The following is a 26,699-nucleotide window of genomic DNA, read 5'->3' as shown; positions in this document are numbered from 1 at the left end:
CCCCTACGGGGTGGTGGGCGGTGGGACCGTCTCCGGCGCCGAGGCCGAGGGAGACGCGGACGGAGTCGGGGACGTACTCGGCTGCGTGGGCGTCGGGCTCGGGGACGAGGGCGACTGCGAGCCGGAGGACGACGGCTGGGACTTCGGCGGGGTCGAGGACGGCCGCCGCGAGGGGGTCTTGCCGGGCGTCTGGGCAGTGGTCTCCCCGGGTGCGGAGGATTCCGCGGTCGGGGGCGCCACCGGCGGCTCCGCGGCGGGCGCGGTCGAGCCCGGCGCCGTGGACGGAGCCACCCGCGACGGACTCGTGGACACTGCGGGACCCTGGGCGGGCGGCGCGTCCTCGGACGTCATCGCCAGGCTCACCACCGTGCCCAGTGCCACCGCCGTCAGCGCACCGGCCGCTGCCAACAGCACCGTACGGCGCCGGCCGTGGCCCACGACCGACGGCGCGGCGGGCGCCGGTTCGGGGTCTGCCGGCTTCGGCGCCGGCGGGAACGCGTCCTCGAACACCGCCGACAACGTCGTGGGCGTCTCCCCGCGCCGCAGCACCGGTACCACGGGCGTCACCCGCGTCACCGCCTCCGGCGAAACGGGCACGGGCAACGGCGCGGTAGCCGCCGCCCCCGCAGCACCGGGGCCACCGAGCCCCTTCGAGCCCCCCGCCCCCGCAGCACCGGGACGGGCCGCATCGCCAAGGCCACCGGGACCCGCCGGGCGGGCCGCGCCGCCCGCACCGGCCGCGCCACCGAGGCCACCCGCGCCGGCCGCGCCGGGCCCGCGCAGCGCAACCGCACCGCCGGGACCGGCCGCGCCCCCGGGGCCGCCGGAGCCGGGCACCCCGGCCACATCAGCCGCGCCGGCACCACCGGCACCGGCCACACCAGCAGCGCCACCCGCACCCTTCCCCCGCAGGGCGACCGCCGCGCCGGGGCCCGTCGTACCGCCCGGGCCCGCCAGGGCAGCCGGGCCGCCGGGCGCCGTCCGGCCCGCGGGGCCGCTGCCCTTGGCCGCCGGGCCCGTGGCCGCCGTACCCGTCGGGGCCTCGAGCCGCAGCGGCGGCGACGACGTCGCCCCCGCCACCTCGCGGTCGACGACCAGCGCCAGCGCCCGCCGCCCCGCCACGGTGCCCCGCTTGTCGGCCAGCGCGCCGCGCAGCCCGATCGAGGTCTCCAGCTCGGCCCGCGCCCGGTCCAGCCGCTCCTCGCACAGCGCGAGCACGCCGAGTTCGTGGTGGAAGTACGCCTGCTCGGCGACCTCCCCCGCCTTGCGCGCGGCCTCCGCGCCCGCGCGCAGCACCCGCTCCCACGCCTCCCAGTGCAGCGAGGCCGCGAACGCCGGGGCCGCCGTGCGCGCGAGCAGCACCGCCGCCACCACGTCCGCGCCGGCCAGCGCGGCGAGTACCGCCTCCGCCTCCGCCGCGACCCGCTCCGGGGTCACCGAGGCGTGCCCGGTCCACCAGGCGTAGTGCCGGGCGGCCGTACGGGCCTCCTCGGCGGCGGTGTCCCCGTACCCGACCTCCTCCAGCTGGCGTGCGACGCCCACGGCGAGCCGGTAGCGGGCGCCGACCGGGGTCAGCAGGCCGCAGGCCAGCAGTTCCGCCACCGCCGAGTCCGCGTGGGTGTCCCCCACCAGCGCCGGCAGGTGCGTGTGGTGCGGCATCTCGCCGCCCAGTGCGCACGCGATCCGCAGGGCCGCGCGCGCCGACTCGCTGACCCGCGAGGCCAGCAGCTCGGCCGGGGCCGCGCCCTCGGCGAGCGTGGGCAGGGGCACGTGCGCGGCGTCGCGCGAGCGCTCCTCGAAGACGCCCGGCTCCTCCTCGTCGTCGTCCTCGTCGGTGTGGTTGAGCTCGTCCCGCTGCCGCAGCATCGCGCCGGCCTGGACGAAGCGCAGCGGCAGCCCCTCGGAGGCGAACCGCAGGTCGTCCGCCCAGGCGGCCTCCTGGTCGGTCAGCGGTCGTCCGACGCCCGCCTCCAGCAGGGCCAGGCAGTCGGCCTTGCCGAGGCCGGCGAGGAAGACCTCTTCGAGGTGCGAGTCCTCGGAGGGGGCGCGCGTCTCGGGGGTCGCGGCCAGCAGGTAGGCGCACTCGGGGGTGGCGCGGAGCAGTTCGTCGAGGGCGTTCCCGCCCATGTCCAGGTCGTCGAGGAGGACGATGGCGCCGATGTCCCGGACGCGGGCGAGGAGCGTGATCCTGTCGGGCCGCTCGCGCGGGGCCTCGTACACGGCCGCGTACAGCGCCTGGAGCAGTTCGCCGGCCTGCTGGTGCCCGTGGCCGGAGAGCCGTACGACGCCGTCGGGCGCGAGGTCGGCGCAGCGGGCGGCGACCGCGTCGAGGAGTGCGGTGCGGCCGGATCCGGAGGGTCCGGTCAGCCGTACGGAGCGGCCGCGGCCGAGCAGCCGGACGAGCCGGTCGCGCTCCTCCTCGCGCTCGAAGAGGGGCCGGGCGGGTATGGGCGGTCCGGGCAGTACGGGCGGACGCCCGGCGGCGTCCCGGGCGGCGCGGGCGGCCGCGTCGCGCTTGGCGGGACGGCCGGCCTCGGTGCCGGGGCGCAGGGGCTCGATCTCGCTGCCGTCGACGGGATTGACGGCGAGGGTGAACTCGCCCGCGGTCAGCGTGACCATCCGGGCGACCGGAGCGGACGCCGATGTCCGGGCGGACCGCCCGGACCCCTCGGACCGCTCCCCCGGATCGGTCTGCCCCTGAGTAAGGTCCATGACCAAGTCCCCCGATCGCGCTGCGCGCCGTCGCCGTCGTTACGCCCGGCCTTCGCACACGCCGCTCTCGCTACTGGTCCGGTTTCCGCCCGAACCCTAGACGGTGGCCGGTCGTGCGGGGAACCGCAGGGTGGCCATCACCACCGGACCGTTACGTTTCCGCAGGAAATGTGCGGGCGCCGGCCGGCTACACCCGGGGAAGGGACTCGGCTTCCAGGCCGCCCTCGATCGCGAGGATCCGGTGCAGCCGGGTCGCCACCAGCAGCCGCTGCATCTGCGGCGGTACCCCGCGCAGGACGAGGCGCCGACCGGTCCGGCCGGCCCGCCGGTGCGCGCCCATGATCACGCCGAGTCCGGTCGCGTCCCACGAGTCGAGCCCGGTGAGGTCGAGCACGAGGTCGCCGTGTCCGTCGTCGAGGGCATTGTGGAGGGCCGTACGGGCGTCCGCCGCGCTGCGCACGTCGAGGCGGCCCCCGACAGCGAGTTCGGCGTGGTCGCCCCTGATGTGCATGTGTGCTCCTGGCAGTGCCGCGTACGTGTGTTCCGACTGGTCCGTGGTCGGCAACTCTCACTGCAACTGACTGCCTCGGGGGCAGTGAAGTTGCCGACCGTGAGCGAACCGATACCTAATTCACTCCGTGGGGTGATGGGATTCGAACGGTGGTGCTCGGTGGCCGGGTCGGGCCGGGCCCGACCCGCCGCCGGCTCAGTGCTTGTAGAAGCCCTGTCCGCTCTTGCGGCCGATGTCGCCGGCGTCCACCATCCGGCGCATCAGCTCCGGCGGCGCGAACTTCTCGTCCTGCGACTCGGTGTAGATGTTGCTGGTGGCGTGGAGCAGGATGTCGACGCCGGTGAGGTCCGCGGTGGCCAGCGGGCCCATCGCGTGCCCGAAGCCCAGCTTGCACGCGATGTCGATGTCCTCGGCGGAGGCCACGCCCGATTCGTAGAGCTTCGCGGCCTCGACGACCAGGGCGGAGATCAGACGGGTCGTCACGAAGCCGGCGACGTCGCGGTTGACGACGATGCAGGTCTTGCCGACGGACTCGGCGAACGCCCGGGTGGTGGCGAGGGTTTCGTCGCTCGTCTTGTAGCCGCGGACGAGCTCGCAGAGCTGCATCATCGGGACGGGCGAGAAGAAGTGCGCGCCGACGACCCGCTCCGGACGCTCCGTCACGGCCGCGATCTTGGTGATCGGGATGGCGGAGGTGTTGGAGGCGAGGATCGCGTCCTCACGGACGATCTTGTCGAGGGCACGGAAGATCTCGTGCTTGATCTCGATCTTCTCGAAGGCGGCCTCGACGACGATGTCGACGTCGGCGACGGCGTCGAGGTCGGTGGTCGTCGTGATCCGCGCGAGCGCCGCCTCGGCGTCCTCGGCCGTGAGCTTGCCCTTGGAGACGAACTTGTCGTACGAGGCCTTGATCCCGTCCGTGCCCCGGGTCAGCGCCGCGTCGGTGACGTCGCGCAGCACGACGTCCCAACCCGCCTGAGCGGAGACCTGAGCGATTCCGGAACCCATGAGCCCGGCACCGATGACGGCGAGCTTCCCAGCCACTGCACACCCCAAGTTTTTGATTCGACCCAGCGTTGACAGGACCCCGCGTGAGCGGGCCGGCATTGACCGACCCCGGCCTCGACAGGACCCGGCCTCTTAGCCACTCCGGCGGAGACTAGCGCCCGGGCGGCGCGGAGTGACCGTGAAGTAACACGCGTCACGTCTCAAATGACGGACATCACACCGGTCCGGCCCAGCAGCCGTGCACAGCTCCCCAGTTCACCGGGCGTCGGAGTCGTCGTACCGGTCCTCCGGCTCACGCAGCCGCCGCAGTTCCCGCTCCGCGACCTGGAAGTGGCCGAGTTCGAAGGCCATGGCCGCGCGGCCGGTCGGGTACGGGCGTCCGCCCGGGTGCCGGCGTCCGCGCCCGGCCAACCCCGGGCCTCCCGGCGGGCGATGTTCGGTCGGAGTCCGATCCAGCCCACATCGTGGTGGTTCATCCGGCCCGGCGGGAGCTCGGCACGCAACGGGTCCTTCGCGTAGTCCCAGACCCGGCCGTCGTGCTCGGCGGCGCTCGGCTCGCCCGCACTACCCTGGCCGCATGGTGAACCTCACGCGCATCTACACCCGTACCGGCGACAAGGGCACGACCGCCCTCGGCGACATGAGCCGCACGGCCAAGACCGATCTGCGGATCTCCGCGTACGCCGACGCCAACGAGGCCAACGCGGCCATCGGGACGGCGATCGCGCTCGGCGCTCTGTCGCCGGAGGTCGTGAAGGTCCTGGTCCGCGTGCAGAACGACCTGTTCGACGTCGGCGCGGACCTGTGCACCCCGGTGGTCGAGAACCCGGAGTACCCGCCGCTGCGCGTGGAGCAGTTCTACGTCGACAAGCTGGAGGCGGACTGCGACCACTTCCTGGAGCAGGTGGAGAAGCTGCGCAGCTTCATCCTCCCCGGCGGCACCCCCGGCGCGGCCCTGCTGCACCAGGCGTGCACGGTGGTCCGGCGCGCCGAGCGCTCCACCTGGGCGGCCCTGGAGGTGCACGGCGAGGTGATGAACCCGCTGACCGCCACCTACCTGAACCGCCTCTCCGACCTGCTGTTCATCCTGGCCCGGGTGGCCAACAAGGAGGTCGGCGACGTCCTGTGGGTGCCGGGCGGCGAGCGTTAAGGGCTGTCCGGGGCCGGGGCCGGGGCAGAGGCACGGGCAGGGGCCTTCTTCGGCCAGATCGTGTACGTGACGGCGATCAGGGCGTGGATGCCGACCGCCCGCAGGGCGCCGAACTGCCATGCCCTGAGCGAGCCGGTGTCGCCCGCGTCGCCCACGTAGGCGATCGCGGCCTGGAGCAGGCCGAGCGCGACGGCGGCGCCGACGACGGTACGGATCCACAGCTTCCACTCGTGGACGGTCCGGGCCGTCCCGTACCCGGCGCCGGTCGGCTTCGGTCCCCCGGCCAGCCGGTGCGCGGCGTGGGCGTCGAGCCATTTCACCGTGTAGTGGCCGTAGGCGACGGTGTAGCCGAGGTACAGGGCGGCGAGGCCGTGCTTCCAGTCCGGCTCGGCGCCGTTCTTCAGGTCCAGCGTGGTCACGACCAGCAGGACCAGTTCCAGCAGCGGCTCGCACAGCAGGACCGCCGCGCCCAGCCGGGGCATTTTCGCGAGGTAGCGCAGGGCCAGGCCGGTGGCCAGCAGGACCCAGAAGCCGACCTCGCAGGCGATGATCAGCGTGACGATCACGGGAGTCTCCTTTGCTCTCCCTCCCACCCTGGCGGCGGCCGCGCCGCGTTTCGTCGTCGCCGGTGACGACCTTCGCCTGCATCCTTCGATGTAGTGCGATATCACCTGCTCCGCCGAGGTCCCGGCGGAGCGCGCCGTGTTGGATGGTGCCGTGAAGCTTCCCCGCCCCCACCGCCACGACGTGCTCCTCGCCGTGACCGGCGTGCTCGCCGGCCTGTTGCTGTGGTCCCTCGGGCTCTACACCACGACGGTCCGGGAGCTGCTGCCCGCGTGGGCCGCCCTGGTACCGATGACGGTGACGGGCGCGATGGAGATGCTGCGCCGGTCCGCCCCGCAGACGGCTCTGGTCGTGGGGACGCTCGCGGTGATCGCGGACCAGTTCACGGTGGGAAATCTGGCCACCGTCCTGATGTTCACCGACCTGATGTACGCGGCCGTGGTCTACGGCCACCCCGCGATGGCCCGTCGGCTGCCCGTCACCACCGGGGTGATCACCCTCGTCGTCACGCTCGGCTGCGTGGCCTGGCTGCGCACCCCGCAGGCGCTGCTGATCGGGGTGCTGACCGGCATCGTCTGCTTCGCCCCGGCCGTGACCGGAGCCACCCTGCGCAATCACCGCGAGGCCGCCGTGGCCGCCCGGCTGCGCGCCGAGCAGACGGCGCTGCTGGCCGAGATGGACCGCAGTCAGGCGGTGGCCGCGGAGCGGGCCCGGATGGCCCGGGAGCTGCACGACATGGTGGCCAACCACCTGTCGGCCATCGCCATCCACTCGACCGCCGCGCTGTCCATCGACACGGCCGAGACCAGCCGGGACGCGCTCGGGGTGATCCGGGAGAACAGCGTGCAGGGGCTGGCCGAGATGCGCCGGCTGATCGGGCTGCTGCGCGACGCGGGGGCGGGGCAGGAGGCGGTCGCCGTGCCCTCCCTGGACGGGCTGGGGGCCCTGCTCGACCAGGCCCGGACGAACGGCTCGGCGAGCGGGTTGGGCTTCGTACTCGCGGACGAGCGGCCCCCCGGCAGGCCCCTGCCCGCCCCGGTGGAGCTGGCGGCGTACAGGATCGTCCAGGAGTCGCTGACCAATGCCCTCAAGCACGCCTCCCCCGGTACGGTCACGGTCCGCGTGGCGCGCACCGACGCGGCGCTGACGGTGGACGTGGACTCCCCGTACGGGGACCGGCCCGGCCCCCGCGCCCCCGGTTCCGGGGCGGGGCTGGTCGGCATGCGGGAGCGGGCGGAGCTGCTGGGCGGGGAGTTCACGGCCGGCCGGAGCGGCGCGGTGTGGCGGGTGCGGGCGGCGTTGCCCGCGGAGGTCGAGGCGGTGGAGGCATGACCATCCGGGTGGTGGTGGCGGAGGACCAGAGCGCGGTGCGGGCCGGGCTGGTGCTGATCCTGCGCAGCGCGGGCGACATCGAGGTGGTGGGCGAGGCCGCCGACGGGGAGGAGGCGGTGCGCCTCGCCCGGGAGCTACGGCCGGATCTGGTCCTCATGGACGTACAGATGCCGAGGCTCGACGGGGTGTCCGCGACCCGCCAGGTGGTCGCGGAGGCACTGGCCGATGTCCTCGTGCTGACCACCTTCGACCTCGACGAGTACGTCTTCGGGGCGCTGCGGGCGGGCGCCGCGGGCTTCCTCCTGAAGAACGCGGACGCGGCGGAGCTGATCGAGGCGGTACGGACCGTCGCGCGCGGGGAGGGCCTGATCGCCCCGGCGGTGACCAGGCGGCTGATCGCCGAGTTCGCGGCTCCGGCGCTCCCGGCCAGGCCCGCCGCCCCGCCGGCCGTCCAGGCGCTGACCCGGCGCGAGCGCGAGGTGCTGTCCTGCCTGGGCGAGGGGCTGTCGAACGCGGAGATCGCCGTGCGGCTGGACATGGCGGAGGCGACGGCGAAGACGCACGTCAGTCGCCTGCTGGGCAAGCTGGAGCTCCGCAGCCGCCTCCAAGCGGCCGTACTGGCACAGGAATTGGGGATCTAGCACGGCTCCAGGGACACCGGTCTGGACCTCTTGACGGTTGGTCCAGACCTTTCTACGCTCGCCGCAACACTGTGGTGAGCGTGCCATGACAAAGCGTGCTCACGGGCGGCGCAGGTCCCACCCCCATGTCGACGTCGGCCCCACGACGGAGACGGACCTACGGAGGAGCACCCTTGAGCACAGCATCCCCACCCCGCACCAGGCGCACCCGTTTCTTCATGAGGGTCGCGGCCGTCATCGCCGCCCTCGCCGTGCCCGTCACCGGTCTCGTCGCCCTCGCCGGCCCGGCCCAGGCGGCCACCTCCGCGACCGCGACGTACACCAAGGTCTCCGACTGGGGCACCGGCTTCGAGGGCAAGTGGACGGTGAAGAACACCGGCACCACCACCATCACCTCGTGGACCGTCGAGTGGGACTTCCCCGCCGGCACCGCGGTCACCTCCGCCTGGGACGGCACCGTCACCAACTCCGGCACCCACTGGACCGGCAAGAACGTCGGCTGGAACGGCACCCTCGCCCCCGGCGGCACGGCCAGCTTCGGCTTCAACGGCACCGGCAGCGGCTCCCCCAGCGGCTGCAAGATCAACGGCGGCTCCTGCGACGGCACCACCCAGCCCGGCGACACTCCCCCCACCGCGCCGGGCGCCCTCACCGCCACCGGAGTCACCGAGACCTCGCTGACCCTGGGCTGGGGCGCGGCCACCGACGACAAGGGCATCAAGAACTACGACGTCTACCGCGGCGGCGCCAAGATCGCGACGGTCACCGGCACCACGTACACGGACTCCGGCCTGACCAAGGCCACCACGTACAACTACACCGTCACCGCCCGCGACACCATCGACCAGACCGGCCCCTCCTCCGGCGGCCTCTCGGTCACCACCGCCGGCGGCACCACCGAGCCCCCGCAGCCCGGCGGCCCGGTCAAGCTCGGTTACTTCACCGAGTGGGGCGTCTACGGCCGCAACTACCACGTGAAGAACCTGGTGACCTCCGGCTCCGCCGCGAAGATCACTCACATCAATTACGCCTTCGGCAACGTCCAGAACGGCCAGTGCACCATCGGTGACGCCTACGCCGACTACGACAAGGCCTACACCGCCGACCAGAGCGTCGACGGCGTCGCCGACACCTGGGACCAGCCGCTGCGCGGCAACTTCAACCAGCTGCGCAAGCTGAAGAAGCAGTACCCGAACATCAAGGTGCTGTGGTCCTTCGGCGGCTGGACCTGGTCCGGCGGCTTCGGCCAGGCCGCGTCCAACCCGGCCGCCTTCGCCCAGTCCTGCCACAACCTGGTCGAGGACCCGCGCTGGGCCGACGTCTTCGACGGCATCGACATCGACTGGGAGTACCCGAACGCCTGCGGTCTGTCCTGCGACACCAGCGGCGCCGCCTCCCTGAAGAACCTGCTGTCCGCGCTGCGCACCAAGTTCGGCGGCTCCAACCTGGTCACCGCCGCCATCTCCGCCGACGGCTCCAACGGCGGCAAGCTCGACCTCGCCGACTACGCCGGTGCCGCCCAGTACGTCGACTTCTACAACGTGATGACGTACGACTTCTTCGGCGCGTGGGACGCCAAGGGCCCGACGGCCCCGCACTCCCCGCTCACCTCGTACAGCGGCATCCCGATCGCCGGCTTCAACTCCGAGGCGGCCATCACCAAGCTCAAGGGCAAGGGCATCGCCGGCTCCAAGCTCAACCTCGGCATCGGCTTCTACGGCCGAGGCTGGACCGGCGTCACCCAGGCCGCCCCGGGCGGCACCGCCACCGGACCGGCCCAGGGAACCTACGAGCAGGGCATCGAGGACTACAAGGTGCTCAAGAACAGCTGCCCGGCCACCGGCACCGTCGCCGGCACGGCCTACGCCAAGTGCGGCAGCAACTGGTGGAGCTACGACACCCCCGCCACCATCGCCGGGAAGATGACCTGGGCCAAGCAGCAGGGGCTCAAGGGAGCCTTCTTCTGGGAGTTCAGCGGCGACACCACGAACGGTGAGCTCGCGAACGCGATCCACACCGGTCTGCGGTAAAGCCCGGTCCCGGTAGCCCAGGCTCCGGTAAGAACGGAAGCCGGGAAGACGGGTCCGTCCCCCGTCTTCCCGGCTTCTCCACGCTCGAAATCGATCAGGCCACGTTCACCCTCTGGCCGGGCGGCGCCGCCTCCAGCCATGCCAGGAACCCGGTCAGCGCGTCCTCGCTCATCGCCAGCTCCAGGCGGGTCCCCCGGTGGAGACAGCCGAGCACCACGGCGTCGGACAGCAGGGCCAGCTCTTCCTCGCCCTCGGGCGCACGGCGGGCGATCACCTCGATGGAGGCGCGCTCCAGCACGCGGCGCGGGCGGTGCGAGTAGCTGAACACACGGAACCACTCGATGCGGTCACCGCCGTAGCGCGCGACCCCGTAGACCCAGCCCTTGCCGGAGATGTCGGGCTCCTCGGCCACACCCCAGCGCAGGCTGCAGTCGAAGGTCCCGCCGGAGCGCTGGATGAGCCGGCGTCGCAGCCCGAAGACAAACAGCCCGATCACCACCAGGGCTACGACCAGGCCGCTCACAAGCAGAGCGAGGAGCATCTTCACCGACCTCCTCGCTCATCGAATACAGACGAAAAACAGACCTGCATCGCCTCAGCCGCGACCCGCGCCGGAAAATTCCGGAACGGACCGCGGCTGAGGTTTCACACTTTGGTACGGGGCTCAGTGCCCCGCGACGGCGCGCAGCCGGACTTCGGCGCGCCGCTCGGATGCCGCATCGGCGTCCGACTTCGCGCGCTCCAGTGCCCGCTCCGCGCGCTGGACGTCAATTTCGTCCGCGAGCTCGGCGATCTCGGCCAGCAGGGACAACTTGTTGTCCGCGAACGAGATGAATCCGCCGTGCACCGCGGCGACGACGGTGCCGCCCTCGCTGGTACGGATGGTCACCGGGCCCGATTCCAGCACACCGAGAAGCGGCTGGTGACCGGGCATGACGCCGATGTCGCCGGACGTGGTGCGGGCGACAACAAGGGTGGCCTCGCCGGACCAGACATTGCGGTCCGCCGCGACCAGCTCGACGTGCAGCTCAGCAGCCAAGGTGGCTCCTCGGGTCACCACCCGGCGGGTCAGCCGGGTGTTGGGTCAAATTCTAATGGGCGTGGGGAGAGGGACGGGACACACCCGCCCCTCTCCGTCGAAACCTGCGAACCGGATGCGCTCCTCGCGGAGCGCGCCGGATCAGGAGACGCCCAGCTCCTTGGCGTTGGCCTTCAGGTCCTCGATGCCACCGCACATGAAGAACGCCTGCTCGGGGAAGTGGTCGTAGTCACCGTCGCAGATCGCGTTGAACGCGGTGATCGACTCGTCGAGCGGAACGTCCGAACCGTCCACGCCGGTGAACTGCTTCGCCACGTGGGTGTTCTGCGACAGGAAGCGCTCGACGCGACGGGCACGGTGGACAACGAGCTTGTCCTCCTCGCCCAGCTCGTCGATACCGAGGATCGCGATGATGTCCTGGAGGTCCTTGTACTTCTGCAGGATCCCCTTGACACGCATGGCGGCCGCGTAGTGGTCCGCCGCGATGTACCGCGGGTCGAGGATGCGGGACGTCGAGTCCAGCGGGTCCACGGCCGGGTAGATGCCCTTCTCGGAGATCGGACGGGAAAGAACCGTCGTCGCGTCGAGGTGGGCGAAGGTGGTCGCCGGCGCCGGGTCGGTCAGGTCGTCCGCGGGGACGTAGATCGCCTGCATCGAGGTGATCGAGTGACCACGGGTCGAGGTGATGCGCTCCTGGAGGAGACCCATCTCGTCGGCCAGGTTCGGCTGGTAACCCACCGCGGAGGGCATACGGCCGAGCAGGGTCGACACCTCGGAACCCGCCTGGGTGTACCGGAAGATGTTGTCGATGAAGAACAGCACGTCCTGCTTCTGAACATCGCGGAAGTACTCCGCCATGGTCAGACCGGCAAGCGCGACACGAAGACGCGTGCCCGGCGGCTCGTCCATCTGGCCGAACACAAGCGCCGTCTTGTCGATGACGCCGGAGTCGCCCATCTCCTCGATGAGGTCGTTGCCCTCACGGGTACGCTCACCGACGCCCGCGAAGACCGACACACCATCGTGGTTGTTGGCCACGCGGTAGATCATTTCCTGGATCAGAACGGTCTTGCCGACACCGGCACCACCGAACAGACCGATCTTTCCACCCTTGACGTACGGGGTGAGAAGGTCGATGACCTTGACGCCGGTCTCGAACATCTCCGTCTTGGACTCGAGCTCGTCGAAGCTCGGGGCCTTGCGGTGGATGGGCCAGCGCTCGGTGACCTCGGCGTTCGCCTCGGGGTAGTTGAGCACCTCACCCAGGGTGTTGAAGACCTTGCCCTTGGTGAAGTCGCCGACGGGGACGGTGATGCCCTCGCCCGTGTCGGTCACCGGGGCCTGGCGGACCAGACCGTCGGTGGGCTGCATCGAGATCGTGCGGACCAGGCCGTCACCCAGGTGCTGGGCGACCTCAAGGGTCAGCGTCTTGAGCGCGCCGTCCTCGGCCGGGTCTGCGACCTGGACCTTCAGCGCGTTGTAGATGTCGGGCATCGCGTCGACGGGGAACTCCACGTCGACGACCGGGCCGATGACCCGGGCGACGCGGCCCGTGGCGGCGGCCGTCTCAACAGAGGTCGTCATTACTTGTCACTCCCCGCGGTCGCGTCGGCCATGGCGCTGGCGCCACCGACGATCTCGCTGATTTCCTGGGTGATTTCGGCCTGGCGGGCCGCGTTGGCAAGCCGGGAGAGGCTCTTGATGAGATCCCCGGCGTTGTCGGTGGCCGACTTCATCGCGCGGCGGCGGGCGGCGTGCTCGGAAGCGGCCGACTGCAGCAGTGCGTTGTAGATACGGCTTTCGACGTATCGCGGCAGCAGGGCGTCGAGGACGTCCTCCGCCGACGGCTCGAAGTCGAACAGCGGAAGGATCTCGCCCTTCGCACCGGTCTCCTCCGCGGCCTGGTCGAGGCTGAGCGGCAGCATCCGGCCGTCCACCGCGTTCTGCGTCATCATCGACACGAATTCCGTGAAGACGATGTGCAGCTCGTCGACGCCGCCCTCGGCCGTGTCCAGCTGGATGGCCTCGATCAGCGGCGCCGCGACGCGCTTGGCGTCGGCGTAGGTCGGGCTGTCGGTGAAGCCCGTCCACGACTCCGTGACCTTGCGCTCACGGAACCCGTAGTAGGCGACACCCTTGCGGCCGACGATGTACGAGTCGACCTCCTTGCCCTCAGCCCGCAGCCGCTCGGTGAGCCGGTCCGCCTGCTTGATGGCGTTCGAGGAGTAGCCGCCGGCCAGACCGCGGTCGCTCGTGATGAGCACGATCGCGGCGCGGGTCGGCGCCTCGACCTCGGTGGTCAGGGCGTGCTTGGTGTTCGAACCGGTCGCCACCGCGGTCACCGCACGGGTGAGCTCGGTCGCGTACGGCATCGACGCCGCCACCTTGCGCTGCGCCTTGACGATGCGCGAGGCGGCGATCATCTCCATCGCCTTGGTGATCTTCTTGGTCGCCGTGATGGCACGGATGCGACGCTTGTAGACCCGGAGCTGCGCTCCCATGAGTCAGGTCCCTTCCGTCGTCACTTGGAGACGTTGACGGCCGGCACGTCCTCGCCCAGGAGCTTGCCGTCCGAGGTCTCGAACTGGCGCTTGAAGGCCGCGATGGCGTCAGCGATCGAGCCCAGGGTGTCGTCCGACATCTTGCCGCCGTCGGCGATGGAGGTCAGGAGGTCCTTGCGCTCGCGGCGCAGGTGCTCCAGCAGCTCCGACTCGAAGCGACGGATGTCGTTGACCGGGACGTCGTCCATCTTGCCGGTGGTACCGGCCCAGACGGAGACGACCTGCTCCTCGACGGGCATCGGCTGGTACTGGCCCTGCTTCAGCAGCTCGACCATGCGCTTGCCGCGCTCCAGCGAAGCCTTCGACGCGGCGTCCAGGTCGGAACCGAAGGCGGCGAACGCCTCCAGCTCGCGGTACTGGGCCAGGTCGACACGAAGACGGCCGGAGACCTGCTTCATGGCCTTGTGCTGGGCGGAGCCACCGACGCGGGAGACCGAGATACCGACGTTCAGCGCCGGGCGCTGGCCCGCGTTGAACAGGTCGGACTCAAGGAAGCACTGGCCGTCGGTGATGGAGATGACGTTGGTCGGGATGAACGCCGACACGTCGTTCGCCTTGGTCTCGACGATCGGCAGACCGGTCATCGAACCGGCACCCATCTCGTCGGAGAGCTTGGCGCAGCGCTCCAGCAGACGCGAGTGCAGGTAGAAGACGTCACCCGGGTAGGCCTCACGGCCCGGCGGGCGGCGCAGCAGCAGCGACACGGCGCGGTAGGCGTCGGCCTGCTTCGACAGGTCGTCGAAGATGATCAGGACGTGCTTGCCGGCGTACATCCAGTGCTGGCCGATGGCGGAACCGGTGTACGGCGCCAGGTACTTGAAGCCGGCCGGGTCGGACGCCGGGGCGGCGACGATCGTCGTGTACTCGAGCGCGCCGGCCTCTTCCAGGGCGCCGCGAACGGACGCGATGGTCGAGCCCTTCTGGCCGATGGCGACGTAGATGCAGCGGACCTGCTTGTTCACGTCGCCCGAGCGCCAGTTGTCGCGCTGGTTGATGATCGTGTCGACGGCCAGAGCGGTCTTGCCGGTCTGACGGTCACCAATGATCAGCTGACGCTGGCCACGGCCGATCGGCACCATCGCGTCGACGGCCTTGTAGCCGGTCTGCATGGGCTCGTGCACCGACTTACGGACCATGACGCCCGGGGCCTGCAGCTCGAGGGCGCGGCGTCCTTCGGTCGCGATCTCGCCGAGGCCGTCGATCGGGTTGCCGAGCGGGTCGACAACGCGGCCGAGGTAGCCCTCGCCGACACCTACGGAGAGAACCTCACCGGTGCGCTGCACCGGCTGGCCCTCCTCGATACCGCTGAACTCGCCGAGGACGATCGCACCGATCTCGCGCTCCTCGAGGTTGAGGGCGAGACCGAGGGTGCCGTCCTCGAACTTCAGCAGCTCGTTCGCCATGGCGGAGGGCAGGCCCTCCACCTTCGCGATGCCGTCGCCGGCAACGCTGACCGTTCCGACCTCCTCGCGCGAGGCCGCGTCCGGCTGGTACGACTGGACAAAGTTCTCCAGTGCGTCCCGGATCTCCTCCGGCCGGATCGTGAGCTCCGCCATCTGGGTTCCCTGCTCTCCTTGTTGGGCCTGAAGCTTCTTAGGGGTCTGGGGGCGACCCCCAGGAATCTTCTGCAAGTTCTGCACGGCCCAACCGGGCCGCTAGGAATGCGTTGTTCTATTGGTGGCTGGTCAGCCGGCCATGCGACGGGACGCCTCGGTGAGGCGCTCCGCGATGGTGCCGTCGATGACCTCGTCACCGACGCGCACCTGGATTCCGCCGAGGACCGCGGGGTCCACGTCGAGGTTCAGGTGCATCTGGCGGCCGTACAGCTTCGCCAGCACCGCGCCGAGACGCTGCTTCTGCACGTCGCTGAGCGGAACCGCGCTGGTCACAGTGGCGACCATGCGGTTGCGGCGCTCGGCGGCGAGCGTGGAAAGGGACTCCAGTCCCGCTTCCAGGCTACGTCCACGCGGGTGCGTGACGAGACGCGTCACCAGGCGCTCGGTGACGGCGTTCGCCTTGCCGCCGAGCAGGCTGCGCAGCAGCTCGCCCTTGGCGGAGGCGGTGGCCGCCCGGTCGGTCAGCGCGGCGCGCAGCTCGGTGTTCGAGGAGACGATCCGGCCGAAGCGGAACACCTCGTCCTCGACGTTGTCGAGAGCGCCCGACTGCTGGGCCGCCGTGAGGTCGGCGGTGGCCGCCAGTTCCTCCAGCGAGTCCACCAGGTCACGGGACTGCGACCAGCGGGACCGCGCCATGCCGGACACCAGGTCGAGGGTCTCCCCGCCCACCTGGCCGGACAGCAGTCGGCTCACCAGCTCGGCCTTGGCCTCACCGGACTGCGCCGGGTCCGTGATGACCCGACGCAGCGAGACCTCACGGTCGAGCAGCGCGGTGACGGCTGCCAGCTCACCGGCGAGCTTCGTCGCGTCGACGGACGTGTTGTCCGTCAGCGCGTCGAGACGCTCACGCGCGGAGGCCAGCGCCTCGCGGCTCGCTCCGTTCATCGGGCCGCCTCGGCCTTCTCCTCAAGCTCGCTGAGGAAGCGGTCGATCGTACGGCTCTGTCGGGCGTGGTCCTCGAGGGACTCGCCGACGAGCTTTCCGGCCAGGTCGGTGGCGAGCTTGCCAACGTCCTGACGCAGCGCCTGAGAGGCGGCCTTGCGGTCTGCCGCGATCTGGGCGTGGCCGGCAGCGATGATCTCCTCACGCTGCCGCTGGCCCTCTGCGCGCAGTTCTTCCTTGAGCGCAGTGCCCTGCTCCAGCGCTTCCTGGCGCAGGCGCGCGGCCTCGTGCCGGGCTTCGGCGAGCTGGGCCTTGTACTGCTCCAGGACGCTCTGGGCCTCGGTCTGAGCGGCTTCTGCCTTTTCGATACCGCCTTCGATCGCCGCGTGGCGCTCGTCCAGAACCTTGTTGATGTTCGGGAGGAGCTTCTTCGCGAGGAAACCGAAGACGATGACGAAGGCGATCAGACCGATGACGAGCTCGGGGATCGGCGGGACGAGGGGGTTACCCGGCTCCTCGGCCGCGAGAACCAGGAGGTTCACATCAGTGCCTTTCGTCGATTCGGACTAGTCGTGGAGTTCGTCTTAGTAGACGAACGGCATGACCAGACCGATGAGGGCGAGCGCCTCACAGAAGGCGAAGCCGAGGATCTGGTTGGCGCGGATCAGACCGGCAGCCTCGGGCTGACGGGCGAGAGCCTGCGTGCCGTTACCGAAGATGATGCCGACGCCGACGCCCGGGCCGATCGCCGCGAGACCGTAACCGACGGAGCTGAGGGAACCTTCGACGGCAGCAAGGGTCTGGGACATGCCAGTTCTTCCTTCTCTTTCATGGACCGGTGGGGGTTGGCCACCGGACGATTCGGGGGTTTGCGGAGCGAACTCGCTCAGTGGTGCTCGGCGAGCGCGCCCTGCAGGAAGCTGCAGGCCAGGAGCACGAAGACGTACGCCTGAACAGCCTGGATGAAGAGCTCGAACGCGGTCATCACGATGACCATGACGAACGAGACACCGGCGTAGGCGATGCCGATCCCGTTCAGCAGGTACCAGCTGGCGATGGTGAACAGCAGCAGCAGGGTGTGACCGGCGAACATGTTCGCGAACAGTCGGACCGCGTGGGTGAACGGGCGGACGATGACGTTCGAGAAGAACTCGATCACCATGACCATCGGCAGGATCGGGCCGAGGGACTTGTCGTAACCCGTGAGGTTCTTGAAGCCGCCGACGAAGCCGTGGCGCTTGAAGGTCACCGACATCCACATGATGTAGATGATCGCGGCGAGGCCGGCCGGGTACGCGATGACCGCGGTCACCGGGAACTGGGCGAGCGGCACGATCGACCACAGGTTCATGATCCAGACGAAGAAGAACGTCGCGACCATGAAGGGGACGTACTTCTCGCCTTCCTTCTTACCGAGCGTCTCGTAGACGATGCCGCGGCGTACGAAGTCGTAGCCGGCCTCGGCGACCATCTGAAGCTTGCCCGGGACGACCTTCGGCTTCCGGAACGCTGCCCAGAAGAAGCCGACGATGATGATCGAGCCCAGCAGGGCGAGCAGCATCGTCTTGTTGAAGTACAGGTTCGTGTCCGCGTCACCGAAGATCGGCTCGAACAGGAACGAGTAGAGGGTCGGGCCCGGGAAGCCGCAGCTAGGAGTGTCTTCGAAATGACAGTTGATATCGAAGGCGAGCGTCATGTCAGCAGCACTCACCGCAGGGCTCCTTCAGCGTGGCGCATAGGTACGGCAACCTCGTTGTGTCGGCGCGGCGAGCAGCCGCGGTTCGGCACTGGACTGGTGTTACGGATGGTGGGGCGGCAATCAGGCATCGAGCCTCGCGATGGAACAGGCGTCAGCTCAGATGCCCGTGCCCGCAGTGCCGCATATGGCACCGGACGATAGCAGGATCTCGAACGCCCACTTATCCCGGCCCTACCCCTCACGACTTCGGCCCCTGATTTTCGGGCTTGTCGCCCTTCATCGAGTCCGGTTCGACGTAAAGGATCTTGGCCTTCATGTGAGCACGCGTCTGTGCGCCGATCCACACCAGGGTGGTGGCGACGAGCGTGATGGCGAAGGCCTTGGGGTGGAACAGGGTGGTGTTCTTGAACGCCGCGAGGAAGACGAAGAGCAGCAGGATCTGGGCCGCGTAGAGCATGAGCCCCATGGCCTGGAACAAGTGCGGAAGCGACCTCGCGGTGCGCTGCAGAACGATGAATCCGATGCCCATGAACAGAATCACGACCACCGTCGCGACAAGCGCGCCGACCGCACCCGTGCCGCCGACCACGAGACCACTGATCAGCGCGGCGAGAGCGCCGGCGACAGCGGTGGGTACGGCAGCTTGCAGGAGGAGTCGGACGTCATCTGACCGCATGGCGGTTTGCTCCGCTTGTGGTGGTGGGGGCACGGGACTCGTACGGGACGAGCGTAAGCCCGGTCCGAGTAAGGTCCTCGGGCCAATGGACCGTCGCACTACGGTCCTTCGGCTCTGTCGCCGGGTTTAGTGAACGGTATCACAAACTATTTGATGAGAGCTTTACCTGCTGGGTGTGCTGACTGTCACACATGAGAGGGACCCTGCGCGTGTGTGCGCGATAGGCATGCGGCTTGTCTGCTAAAGGGCTTCCATGTCGGACATGCGCCCCGGATCGTCAGCGGGTCGATTCAGCCTTACGCCGGTCGGGGAAGCGCGAACGGGGGCCCACGGCGGTCGCCCCGTTGACGCCGGAGACACCCGCCACGATCGGCCTGACGGGCTCCGGCTCGGCGCCCGAGGCATCTTGCGCGGCCGCCTCCGCCGCGGCCGCGGCGGCCCGCGCCGCGTGCCGGTAGCGCGGCGGAACGAGGCCCTCGGCCCAGCGCGGGGCGCGCGGGGTGAAGCGCGGCAGCAGCAGCAGGATCAGGCCGACGGCGCTGAGGGCGGAAATGGCGAGCACGATCCACATCGAGGTGGAATGCACCGAATAGGCCACCGCGCCGAAGGCGATCAGTCCTGACCAGAAGTACATGATCAGCACCGCGCGACTGTGCGAATGGCCGAGTTCCAGCAGCCGGTGGTGCAGGTGCCCGCGGTCGGCCGCGAAGGGCGACTGGCCCTTCCACGTACGCCGGACGATGGCCAGGACCAGGTCCGCCACCGGGATCGCGATGATCGTCAGCGGCAGCACCAGCGGCATGAAGACCGGGAGCATCGCGTGCGTCGCGTTGCGCTCACCGCCGGCGAAGAGGGCCATCGCGTCCGGGTCCACCTGGCCGGTCATGGAGATGGCGGCGGCCGCGAGGACCAGGCCGATGAGCATCGAGCCCGAGTCGCCCATGAAGATGCGCGCGGGGTGCATGTTGTGCGGCAGGAAGCCGAGGCACATGCCCATCAGGATCGCGGCGAAGAGGGTCGCGGGGGCGGCCGCCTCGATCCCGTAGCCGAACCAGATGCGGTACCCGTAGAGGAAGAACGCGCACGCGGCGATGCAGACCATGCCGGCGGCCAGGCCGTCGAGGCCGTCCACGAAGTTCACCGCGTTGATGGTGATCACGACGAGGGCCACGGTGAGCAGGTTGCCCTGCCACTGGGTGAGCGCGACCGTCCCGATGAAGGGCACCGGGATCCACAGCATCGTCAGGCCCTGCATGACCATCACACCGGCGGCGATCATCTGCGCGCCGAGCTTGATCAGGGCGTCGATCTCGAACTTGTCGTCGAGTACGCCGATCAGCCAGATCAGGGCGGCTCCGGAGAGCAGCGCGCGCGGTTCGTTCGACAGCTCGAAGACGCCGTTGAGGTTCCGCAGGTGGTCGGCGACCAGCAGCCCCGCGCACAGTCCGCCGAACATCGCGATGCCGCCGAGCCGCGGCGTCGGCTCGCGGTGCACGTCGCGGGCACGGATCTCCGGCATGGCCCCGGCCGCGATCGCGAACTTCCGCACGGGCCCGGTCAGCAGGTAGGTCACCGCGACCGTGACGCAAAGCGTCAGCAGATATTCACGCACGGGCTGCCCCAGATGTATCGCCGGCCATCTCAGCCCCACACATTAGCTGCGATGTCCCCTCCACCGAGGACGCGAGGGGACGGTATCCCGGTTGCGGTACGACCCGCTTGTGCCCATTACTCCCCGTAAGGGGGAAATTCCCGCGTGAGATCGGTGACCTCCGTACGGGTCTTCGCGCCGTCCCCGCGCAGTGCGCGGGCGAACAGCGCGGCGATCTCGACCATCTGCGGCTCCCCCATCCCCTGGGTGGTGACGGCCGCCGTCCCCAGCCGGATGCCCCGCTGGTCCCCGTACGGGAGGGCGCAGGTGTCGAGCACGATCCCGGCCGCGGCCAGCCGGCCCCGGGCCGTCGGGCCGTCCAGGCCCAGCGGCGCCGGATCGGCGGTGATCAGGTGCGTGTCGGTGCCGCCGGTGGTGATGGCGAACCCGCGCGCCTCCAGCGCGTCCGCGAGCGTCCGTGCGTTCGCGACGACCCGGTGGGCGTAGGTGGCGAAGGCGGGGGTCGCCGCCTCCCCGAACGCGACGGCCTTCGCGGCGATGGTGTGCATCTGGGCGCCGCCCTGCGTGAAGGGGAACACCGCCCGGTCGACGCGCTCGGCGAACTCGGAGCCGCACAGGATCATCCCGCCGCGCGGGCCGCGCAGCACCTTGTGCGTGGTCGCGCAGACGATGTCGGCGTACGGGACGGGGCTGGGCGCGGCCCCGCCGGCCACCAGTCCGATCGGATGGGCCGCGTCGGCGATCAGGTAGGCCCCGACCTCGTCGGCGATCTCCCGGAAGGCGGAGTACTCGGGGTGCCGGGGATAGGAGATCGACCCGCAGACGATCGCCTTGGGCCGGCGCGCGTGGGCCAGCTCCTGCACCTGCCGGTAGTCGATGAGCCCCGTCTCGGCATCGACCCCGTACCCGACGAAGTCGAACCAGCGCCCGGAGAAGTTGGCGGGCGAGCCGTGCGTGAGGTGGCCCCCGTACGGAAGCCCCATCGCCAGCACGGTGTCCCCGGGGCGCAGCAGCGCGGCGTAGGCGGCCAGCACGGCGGAGGATCCCGAATGCGGCTGCACGTTGGCGTGTTCGGCCCCGAACAGCGCCTTGGCCCGCTCGACGGCGATCTGCTCGGCCACGTCCACGTACTCGCAGCCGCCGTGATAGCGGGAGCCGGGGTAGCCCTCGGCGTACTTGTTGGACAGCGTCGACCCGAGCGCGGCGAGCACCGCCTTCGAGGTGAAGTTCTCGGCGGCGATCAGCTGCAGGCCGGCAGCCTGCCGCTGCTGCTCCCCCGCGAGCACGTCTGCCATCTGCGGATCCTGCTGACGCAGGACGTCAGTGGGCTGGGTGATGACGCTCATGGCGCGACTCCAGGGTGGTACCGGGTACCAGCCACTGTAGGCCGAGGCCGCTCGATACGCCTTGCGGCAGGCCGTCCGCCGGCCTCCGCCCCAGGTCTCTCAGCCCGTCCGGCGCTTGAGGACCGGGTCCGGGCAGAGCCCGGGGAACGGAGGAAGGGCGGGGCGGGGAGAGGCTCCGCGCAGCGGCACCCGCCCACCCGCAAGGTCAGCGCGGTGCGGCGACACCCGTCAGGGCGGTGACGACCGGGTCCAGCGCCTGGCTGATCTCGTCGCCGATCGAACGGAAGAAGGTGATCGGCGCACCGTACGGGTCGTACACCTCGTCCGCGTCCGGCGAAGGCGCCAGCAGCCAGCCCCGCAGCGCGGCCGCGGCCCGCACCAGGGCACGGGCCCGCTCCGCCATGCCGTCGTCCAGCGGCGGCAGCGTGGCCGGATCTATGGCCCGCACCAGCCGGGTGAACTCCTTCAGCGTGAAGGTCCGCAGCCCGGCCGAGTGTCCCATCGAGATGACCTGCGCCCGGTGGTCGCGCGTGGCGGTCAGCACCAGGTCCGCCCGGATGACGTGCTCGTCCAGCAGTTCCCGCCCGGTGAAACCGGACGCGTCGGCCCCGAAGTCCGCCAGGACGGCGGCCGCGTTGGCCTCCATCGGGGCGCCCTCGTGGCCCCAGGTGCCGGCGCTCTCCACGATGAGGTCCCCGCTGACGAGCCCGCCCAACCGGTGCGACAGGGCGTGCCGCGTCAGCCGCTCGGTGATAGGAGAGCGGCACACGTTGCCGGTGCTGACGTGGAGTATGCGGAACGAGTCCCTTGCTATGCCACGCCCCTCAGGGCTCACGGGGCGACCTCGAGGTCGGGTACGACCTCCCGCAGCTGCTCCGCCGTGAGCGCGCCTTCGCGCAGCAGGACCGGAACCTTCCCGGTGACGTCGACGATCGACGACGGCTGGATGCCGGGCGTCGGCCCGCCGTCCAGGTACACGGAGACGGAGTCCCCGAGCATCTCGCGCGCCGCGTCGCAGTCCTCGGGCGCCGGCTGCCCGGAGATGTTCGCCGAGGAGACGGCCATCGGGCCGACCTCGGTCAGCAGCTCGATCGCGACGGGGTGCAGGGGCATGCGCACGGCGACGGTGCCGTGGGTGTCCCCCAGGTCCCACGCGAGCGAGGGCTGGTGTTTGGCGACGATCGTCAGCGCGCCGGGCCAGAAGGCGTCGACGAGCTCCCACGCCTGCTCGGAGAAGTCCGTGACCAGACCGTGCAGGGTGTTCGGGGAGCCGATGAGCACCGGGGTGGGCATGCCGCGGCCGCGGCCCTTGGCGGCGAGGAGGTCGTGCACGGCCTCCGGGCTGAAGGCGTCCGCGCCGATCCCGTACAGGGTGTCGGTGGGCAGCACGACGAGCTCGCCGCGGCGCACTGCGGATGCGGCTTCGCGCAGACCCGTCTTGCGGTCCGTCGCGTCGTTGCAGTCGTATCGCCGGGCCATCAGCGGGACTCCTCGTGCAGCAGGGGGGTGGCGGGATGGGTCGCAAGCGTCACGGCAGGGCCTTGCGGGCGGTCGCGAAGCGCGGGCGGTTGTTCAGGTCGGGGTGGTCGGCAGCGTCGGCCCAGCCCCGCTCCTCGGCGAAGATCCACGGGACCTGGCCGCCCTGGGTGTCGGCGTGCTCGACGACGACGATGCCGCCGGGCCGCAGCAGCCGGTGGGCGGTGCGCTCGAGGCCGCGGATGGTGTCGAGGCCGTCCTCGCCGGAGAAGAGCGCCATTTCCGGGTCGTGGTCGCGGGCCTCGGGGGCGACGTACTCCCACTCGGTCAGCGGGATGTACGGCGGGTTGGAGATGACGAGGTCCACCTGCCCGTCCAGCTCGGGCAGCGCGCTGAGCGCGTCGCCCTGGTGGACGGTCACCCTGGAGCCCTCGGCGTTCTTGCGGGTCCACCGCAGCGCGTCCTCGGACAGCTCGACCGCGTGCACCCGCGAGCGGGGCACCTCCTGCGCCATGGCCAGCGCGATCGCGCCGGATCCGGTGCACAGGTCGACGATCAGCGGCTCGACGACGTCCATCGCCCGTACGGCGTGTATGGCCCAGTCCACGACCGATTCGGTCTCGGGGCGGGGCACGAAGACCCCGGGCCCGACCTGGAGCTCCAGGTAGCGGAAGAAGGCACGGCCGGTGATGTGCTGGAGCGGCTCGCGCGCCTCGCGGCGGGCGACGGCCTCCCAGTAGCGGGCGTCGAAGTCCGCGTCCTTGACCAGGTGCAGTTCCCCCCGCTTGACGCCGTGCACGAAGGCCGCGAGCTCCTCCGCGTCGAAACGCGGTGAGGGCACGCCGGCGGCGGCCAGCCGCTGGGTGGCCTGGGCCACCTCGGCAAGCAGCAAGTTCACGCTGGTCCTCCGGGCTGCTGTCGTACGGGGGGGTGGTACGGGTGGGTACCGCTGTGCTGCGGGACTGCCTTACTGCGCGGCTGCGAGCTTGGCGGCGGAGTCGGCGTCGACGCAGGCCTGGATGACCGAGTCGAGGTCGCCGTCGAGCACCTGGTCCAAGTTGTACGCCTTGAATCCGGTGCGGTGGTCCGAGATCCGGTTTTCCGGGAAGTTGTACGTACGGATCTTCTCGGAACGGTCCACGGAGCGCACCTGGCTGCGGCGCACGTCGGAGGCCTCCTGCTCGGCGGCTTCCTGGGCGGCGGCCAGCAGGCGCGAGCGCAGGATGCGCATGGCCTGCTCCTTGTTCTGGAGCTGGCTCTTCTCGTTCTGGCAGGAGGCGACCACACCGGTCGGCAGGTGCGTGATGCGCACCGCCGAGTCGGTGGTGTTGACGGACTGGCCGCCGGGGCCCGACGAGCGGTACACGTCGATGCGGAGGTCGTTCATGTTGATCTCGACCTCGACCTCCTCGGCCTCCGGGGTGACGAGCACGCCGGCGGCGGAGGTGTGGATGCGGCCCTGGGACTCGGTGGCCGGAACGCGCTGGACGCGGTGCACGCCGCCCTCGTACTTCAGGCGGGCCCACACGCCCTGGCCGGGCTCGGTGGCGCCGTTGCCGCCCTTGGTGCGGACGGAGACCTGGACGTCCTTGTAGCCGCCGAGCTCGGACTCGGTGGCGTCGATGATCTCGGTCTTCCAGCCCACGCGCTCGGCGTAGCGCAGGTACATGCGCAGCAGGTCGCCAGCGAAGAGGGCGGACTCGTCGCCGCCCGCGCCAGCCTTGACCTCCAGGAGCACGTCCTTGTCGTCGCTGGGGTCGCGCGGGACGAGCAGCAGGCGGAGCTTCTCGGTGAGCTCTTCGCGCTGGGCGCTCAGTTCCTTGACCTCGGCGGCGAAATCGGGGTCGTCGGCCGCGAACTCCTTGGCCGTCTCGATGTCCTCGGCCGACTGCTTCCAGGCGCGGAACGTCGCCACGATCGGCGTCAGCTCCGCGTAGCGCTTGTTCAGCTTGCGCGCGTTGGCCTGATCGGAGTGGACCGAAGGGTCGGCGAGCTTCTTCTCAAGATCGGCGTGCTCGCCGACCAGTTCCTCGACCGCCTCGAACATCGGGGGACTCCTGGGGTAAAAGTATGAAAGGGCTGGCAGGTGTTACGGACCGGGACGACGACAAAGGCGCCGGTCCAGCCGCCCCCGCATGGACAGGGAGCGACCGGATACCGGCGCCTGGGTCGCGCTACTTCTTGGCCGCACCCTTGCCGAAGCGAGCCTCGAAGCGGGCCACGCGGCCACCGGTGTCGAGGATCTTCTGCTTGCCCGTGTAGAACGGGTGGCACTCGGAGCAGACCTCGGCACGGATGGTGCCCTCGGTCAGGGTGCTACGAGTGGTGAACGACGCGCCACAGGTGCAGCTGACCTGGGTCTCGACGTACTCGGGGTGAACATCGCGCTTCAAGGTGTCTCCTAGATTCGGGAGGGCGCCGGGTCGCAGGTGCCGAATTGCGCGCTGCGTGAACCGGGGCCGACAGACCAGTCTGCCAGGACCGGGCTGCCTGTCAAAATTCTGAGGACGCCTCCCTCAACGGAGCGGGGCCGGCATCTATTCCGGCAGGCCCCGCAGACGTCCTCACTGGACGACGGAACCGGCCGTGCCCTTGTCTCCGGTGGAGTTCGCGGTGGCCTCGGCGGGGATCGGCTGGTCGGCCAGGAGGGCGTCCCAGACCAGCTGGGACTCCTTCTTCAGGGGGGCCACGCGGTTGGGGTCGCTCGCGTCCGTGGTGACCGGCAGCGTGATCATGTGCATGTTCTGGGCGTCGATGTCCTGGAGGCTCTGGGCGAAGCCCATGAGGGACTTCACGTCGCCGAGCGCCTTGTCGGTGGTGAGCGCCTTGGTGCCGGTGTCGGCGAGGTCGAGCAGCTTCTTCGGGTTGTCGAACAGCCCGACGGTCTTGACCTGCTTGATCAGCGCCTTGATGAAGGCCTGCTGGAGCTGTATTCGGCCGAGGTCACCGCCGTCCCCGACACCGTGGCGGGTGCGCACCAGGCCGAGCGCCTGCTCGCCGTTCAGCCGGTTGGGACCGGCCGGGAGGTCCAGGTGGCTGTAGGAGTCCTTGATGGGCTTGGTGGTGGTCACCTCGACCCCGCCGAGGGTGTCGATGATCTTCTTGAAGCCCGTGAAGTCGACCTCGATGTAGTGGTCCATGCGGATCCCCGACATCTTCTCGACGGTCTTGACCGCGCAGGCGGCCCCGCCGACCGTGTAGGCCTCGTTGAACTGCCGGCGCTGGCCGCCGGGGTCGGTCTTGCCGTTGCCCGTGGGGCACGAGGGGCGGGCGGTCATCGTGTCACGGGGTATGGAGACGATGCTCGCCTTCTTGTGACCCTCGTACAGGTGGACGATCATCGCGGTGTCGGAGCGTGCGGAGCCGCCGTCGTCCTGGCCGTACTCGGAGTTCGCGCCGCCGCGGGAGTCGGAGCCGAGGACGAGGATGTCCATCGAGCCGTTGTCGACGTTCTGCGGGCGGTCGGTGCCGAGCGCCTGGTCGATGTCGACGGTCTTCAGGTTGCCGTTCAGCTTGAAGTAGAACCAGCCGAGACCCGCCCCGCCCAGCAGGACCACGCCCGCGGCGCTCCAGGCGGCGATGACGAGGGCACTGCGGCGCTTCGCGGGTTTGCGTCGTCGCCCGCCCGTGGCGCGGTGGCCGCCGCCGTTGCTGTCCTGGCTCATGCTCTCCTCAGTCCTGGATGCGGTCCCCTGTCCTTGACACAGACGGCCGAACGTCCTCCAGGGTTCCACGGCCCGCCGGGGCCCCCGGGCCGAGGCGGCGAAGGGCACGTTCCACGACGAACGCTCTGTAACCCCACTTTCACCTGCGGTTTCCCGCCAGGACGCAGCCCGGCGGCCCC

The 26,699-nt window shown here is 70.3% G+C and carries 27 protein-coding genes; 4 read left to right on the top strand and 23 right to left on the bottom strand.

What is annotated here, in order from left to right:
- Window positions 1-3: 3 nt before the first annotated feature.
- The 4 genes from ACFV9H_RS18765 to ACFV9H_RS18750 form a co-directional block, all read right to left on the bottom strand.
- The gene (locus ACFV9H_RS18765) at window positions 4-2,712 is read right to left on the bottom strand and encodes an ATP-binding protein (RefSeq protein ID WP_385399254.1); all 2,709 of its coding nucleotides are present in this window, start codon (window positions 2,710-2,712) and stop codon (window positions 4-6) included.
- A 187-nt stretch (window positions 2,713-2,899) separates the two neighbouring features.
- Window positions 2,900-3,223, bottom strand: a complete 324-nt coding sequence (locus ACFV9H_RS18760) for an STAS domain-containing protein (RefSeq protein WP_385399252.1) — start codon at window positions 3,221-3,223, stop codon at window positions 2,900-2,902.
- A gap of 195 nt (window positions 3,224-3,418) precedes the next feature.
- Window positions 3,419-4,267 carry a 3-hydroxyacyl-CoA dehydrogenase family protein gene (locus ACFV9H_RS18755; RefSeq protein WP_030708166.1) on the bottom strand — a complete coding sequence of 283 codons (849 nt, stop codon included), beginning with the start codon at window positions 4,265-4,267 and terminating at the stop codon, window positions 3,419-3,421.
- Between the two features lie 219 nt (window positions 4,268-4,486).
- Window positions 4,487-4,642 carry a hypothetical protein gene (locus ACFV9H_RS18750; protein WP_385399250.1) on the bottom strand — a complete coding sequence of 52 codons (156 nt, stop codon included), beginning with the start codon at window positions 4,640-4,642 and terminating at the stop codon, window positions 4,487-4,489.
- 166 nt (window positions 4,643-4,808) lie between these two features.
- Here ACFV9H_RS18750 and ACFV9H_RS18745 point away from each other — a divergent pair, with 166 nt between their 5' ends.
- On the top strand, window positions 4,809-5,381 hold the full coding sequence (locus ACFV9H_RS18745; RefSeq protein WP_385399248.1) for a cob(I)yrinic acid a,c-diamide adenosyltransferase: 573 nt from the start codon (window positions 4,809-4,811) through the stop codon (window positions 5,379-5,381).
- On the opposite strand, the gene ACFV9H_RS18740 is transcribed toward ACFV9H_RS18745, so the two are convergent.
- A complete protein-coding gene (locus tag ACFV9H_RS18740; protein ID WP_385399245.1) occupies window positions 5,378-5,947 on the bottom strand; it encodes a hypothetical protein in 570 nt (189 codons plus the stop codon). The two genes, ACFV9H_RS18745 and ACFV9H_RS18740, sit on opposite strands and share 4 nt — an antisense overlap.
- A gap of 151 nt (window positions 5,948-6,098) precedes the next feature.
- On the opposite strand from ACFV9H_RS18740, the gene ACFV9H_RS18735 reads away from it, so the two are divergent.
- From ACFV9H_RS18735 to ACFV9H_RS18725, 3 genes are all read left to right on the top strand, one after another.
- The gene (locus ACFV9H_RS18735) at window positions 6,099-7,277 is read left to right on the top strand and encodes a sensor histidine kinase (RefSeq protein WP_385399243.1); all 1,179 of its coding nucleotides are present in this window, start codon (window positions 6,099-6,101) and stop codon (window positions 7,275-7,277) included.
- Window positions 7,274-7,918, top strand: coding sequence for a response regulator (locus ACFV9H_RS18730; protein WP_385399241.1), 645 nt, complete (start codon window positions 7,274-7,276; stop codon window positions 7,916-7,918). Before ACFV9H_RS18735 ends, ACFV9H_RS18730 begins: the two co-directional genes overlap by 4 nt.
- Before the next feature lie 125 nt (window positions 7,919-8,043).
- Window positions 8,044-9,948, top strand: a complete 1,905-nt coding sequence (locus ACFV9H_RS18725) for a glycosyl hydrolase family 18 protein (RefSeq protein ID WP_385399238.1) — start codon at window positions 8,044-8,046, stop codon at window positions 9,946-9,948.
- A 94-nt stretch (window positions 9,949-10,042) separates the two neighbouring features.
- Here ACFV9H_RS18725 and ACFV9H_RS18720 read toward each other — a convergent pair whose 3' ends face one another.
- The 18 genes from ACFV9H_RS18720 to ACFV9H_RS18635 all read right to left on the bottom strand — a co-directional run bounded on the left by ACFV9H_RS18720 (window position 10,043) and on the right by ACFV9H_RS18635 (window position 26,520).
- Entirely contained in the window at window positions 10,043-10,489 is a 447-nt protein-coding gene (locus tag ACFV9H_RS18720; protein WP_385399236.1) for a DUF2550 domain-containing protein, read from the bottom strand.
- A gap of 123 nt (window positions 10,490-10,612) precedes the next feature.
- Window positions 10,613-10,987: a F0F1 ATP synthase subunit epsilon gene (locus ACFV9H_RS18715; RefSeq protein WP_329379191.1), complete on the bottom strand. Its 375-nt coding sequence runs from the start codon at window positions 10,985-10,987 to the stop codon at window positions 10,613-10,615.
- A 141-nt stretch (window positions 10,988-11,128) separates the two neighbouring features.
- A complete protein-coding gene (atpD, locus tag ACFV9H_RS18710; protein ID WP_054224704.1) occupies window positions 11,129-12,571 on the bottom strand; it encodes a F0F1 ATP synthase subunit beta in 1,443 nt (480 codons plus the stop codon).
- Window positions 12,571-13,488, bottom strand: a complete 918-nt coding sequence (locus tag ACFV9H_RS18705; protein WP_385399234.1) for a F0F1 ATP synthase subunit gamma — start codon at window positions 13,486-13,488, stop codon at window positions 12,571-12,573. The genes atpD and ACFV9H_RS18705 overlap by 1 nt, the downstream gene beginning before the upstream one ends.
- A 20-nt stretch (window positions 13,489-13,508) precedes the next feature.
- On the bottom strand, window positions 13,509-15,104 hold the full coding sequence (gene atpA / locus ACFV9H_RS18700) for a F0F1 ATP synthase subunit alpha (RefSeq protein ID WP_385399232.1): 1,596 nt from the start codon (window positions 15,102-15,104) through the stop codon (window positions 13,509-13,511).
- 129 nt (window positions 15,105-15,233) lie between these two features.
- Window positions 15,234-16,049 carry a F0F1 ATP synthase subunit delta gene (locus tag ACFV9H_RS18695; RefSeq protein ID WP_385399230.1) on the bottom strand — a complete coding sequence of 272 codons (816 nt, stop codon included), beginning with the start codon at window positions 16,047-16,049 and terminating at the stop codon, window positions 15,234-15,236.
- Complete coding sequence (locus ACFV9H_RS18690) at window positions 16,046-16,588, bottom strand: F0F1 ATP synthase subunit B (protein ID WP_362392985.1); 543 nt, start codon at window positions 16,586-16,588, stop codon at window positions 16,046-16,048. The genes ACFV9H_RS18695 and ACFV9H_RS18690 overlap by 4 nt, the downstream gene beginning before the upstream one ends.
- A gap of 42 nt (window positions 16,589-16,630) precedes the next feature.
- Window positions 16,631-16,855: an ATP synthase F0 subunit C gene (atpE, locus tag ACFV9H_RS18685; RefSeq protein WP_030545783.1), complete on the bottom strand. Its 225-nt coding sequence runs from the start codon at window positions 16,853-16,855 to the stop codon at window positions 16,631-16,633.
- 77 nt (window positions 16,856-16,932) lie between these two features.
- Window positions 16,933-17,742, bottom strand: coding sequence for a F0F1 ATP synthase subunit A (gene atpB / locus ACFV9H_RS18680; protein ID WP_385399314.1), 810 nt, complete (start codon window positions 17,740-17,742; stop codon window positions 16,933-16,935).
- 241 nt (window positions 17,743-17,983) lie between these two features.
- Complete coding sequence (locus ACFV9H_RS18675) at window positions 17,984-18,421, bottom strand: hypothetical protein (protein ID WP_385399227.1); 438 nt, start codon at window positions 18,419-18,421, stop codon at window positions 17,984-17,986.
- A gap of 277 nt (window positions 18,422-18,698) precedes the next feature.
- The gene (locus ACFV9H_RS18670; protein WP_385399225.1) at window positions 18,699-20,033 is read right to left on the bottom strand and encodes an MraY family glycosyltransferase; all 1,335 of its coding nucleotides are present in this window, start codon (window positions 20,031-20,033) and stop codon (window positions 18,699-18,701) included.
- Between the two features lie 116 nt (window positions 20,034-20,149).
- Window positions 20,150-21,379 carry a serine hydroxymethyltransferase gene (gene glyA / locus ACFV9H_RS18665; protein ID WP_385399223.1) on the bottom strand — a complete coding sequence of 410 codons (1,230 nt, stop codon included), beginning with the start codon at window positions 21,377-21,379 and terminating at the stop codon, window positions 20,150-20,152.
- 205 nt (window positions 21,380-21,584) lie between these two features.
- Window positions 21,585-22,214 carry a protein-tyrosine-phosphatase gene (locus ACFV9H_RS18660; RefSeq protein WP_385399221.1) on the bottom strand — a complete coding sequence of 210 codons (630 nt, stop codon included), beginning with the start codon at window positions 22,212-22,214 and terminating at the stop codon, window positions 21,585-21,587.
- Window positions 22,211-22,858 (bottom strand): L-threonylcarbamoyladenylate synthase, encoded by a 648-nt coding sequence (locus ACFV9H_RS18655; RefSeq protein WP_385399219.1) that lies wholly within the window; start codon window positions 22,856-22,858, stop codon window positions 22,211-22,213. The genes ACFV9H_RS18660 and ACFV9H_RS18655 overlap by 4 nt, the downstream gene beginning before the upstream one ends.
- Before the next feature lie 49 nt (window positions 22,859-22,907).
- Window positions 22,908-23,753: a peptide chain release factor N(5)-glutamine methyltransferase gene (gene prmC, locus ACFV9H_RS18650; RefSeq protein WP_385399217.1), complete on the bottom strand. Its 846-nt coding sequence runs from the start codon at window positions 23,751-23,753 to the stop codon at window positions 22,908-22,910.
- 69 nt (window positions 23,754-23,822) lie between these two features.
- Window positions 23,823-24,902 carry a peptide chain release factor 1 gene (gene prfA, locus ACFV9H_RS18645; protein WP_385399214.1) on the bottom strand — a complete coding sequence of 360 codons (1,080 nt, stop codon included), beginning with the start codon at window positions 24,900-24,902 and terminating at the stop codon, window positions 23,823-23,825.
- A 127-nt stretch (window positions 24,903-25,029) separates the two neighbouring features.
- Window positions 25,030-25,248: a 50S ribosomal protein L31 gene (gene rpmE, locus ACFV9H_RS18640; protein ID WP_007266580.1), complete on the bottom strand. Its 219-nt coding sequence runs from the start codon at window positions 25,246-25,248 to the stop codon at window positions 25,030-25,032.
- Window positions 25,249-25,419: 171 nt separating this feature from the next.
- The gene (locus tag ACFV9H_RS18635; RefSeq protein ID WP_385399212.1) at window positions 25,420-26,520 is read right to left on the bottom strand and encodes an LCP family protein; all 1,101 of its coding nucleotides are present in this window, start codon (window positions 26,518-26,520) and stop codon (window positions 25,420-25,422) included.
- Window positions 26,521-26,699: the final 179 nt, after the last annotated feature.

It is taken from the genome of Streptomyces sp. NPDC059874, from assembly GCF_042731135.1.
Taxonomy (GTDB): domain Bacteria; phylum Actinomycetota; class Actinomycetes; order Streptomycetales; family Streptomycetaceae; genus Streptomyces.
This window is presented reverse-complemented; position numbering and strand designations above follow the sequence as displayed.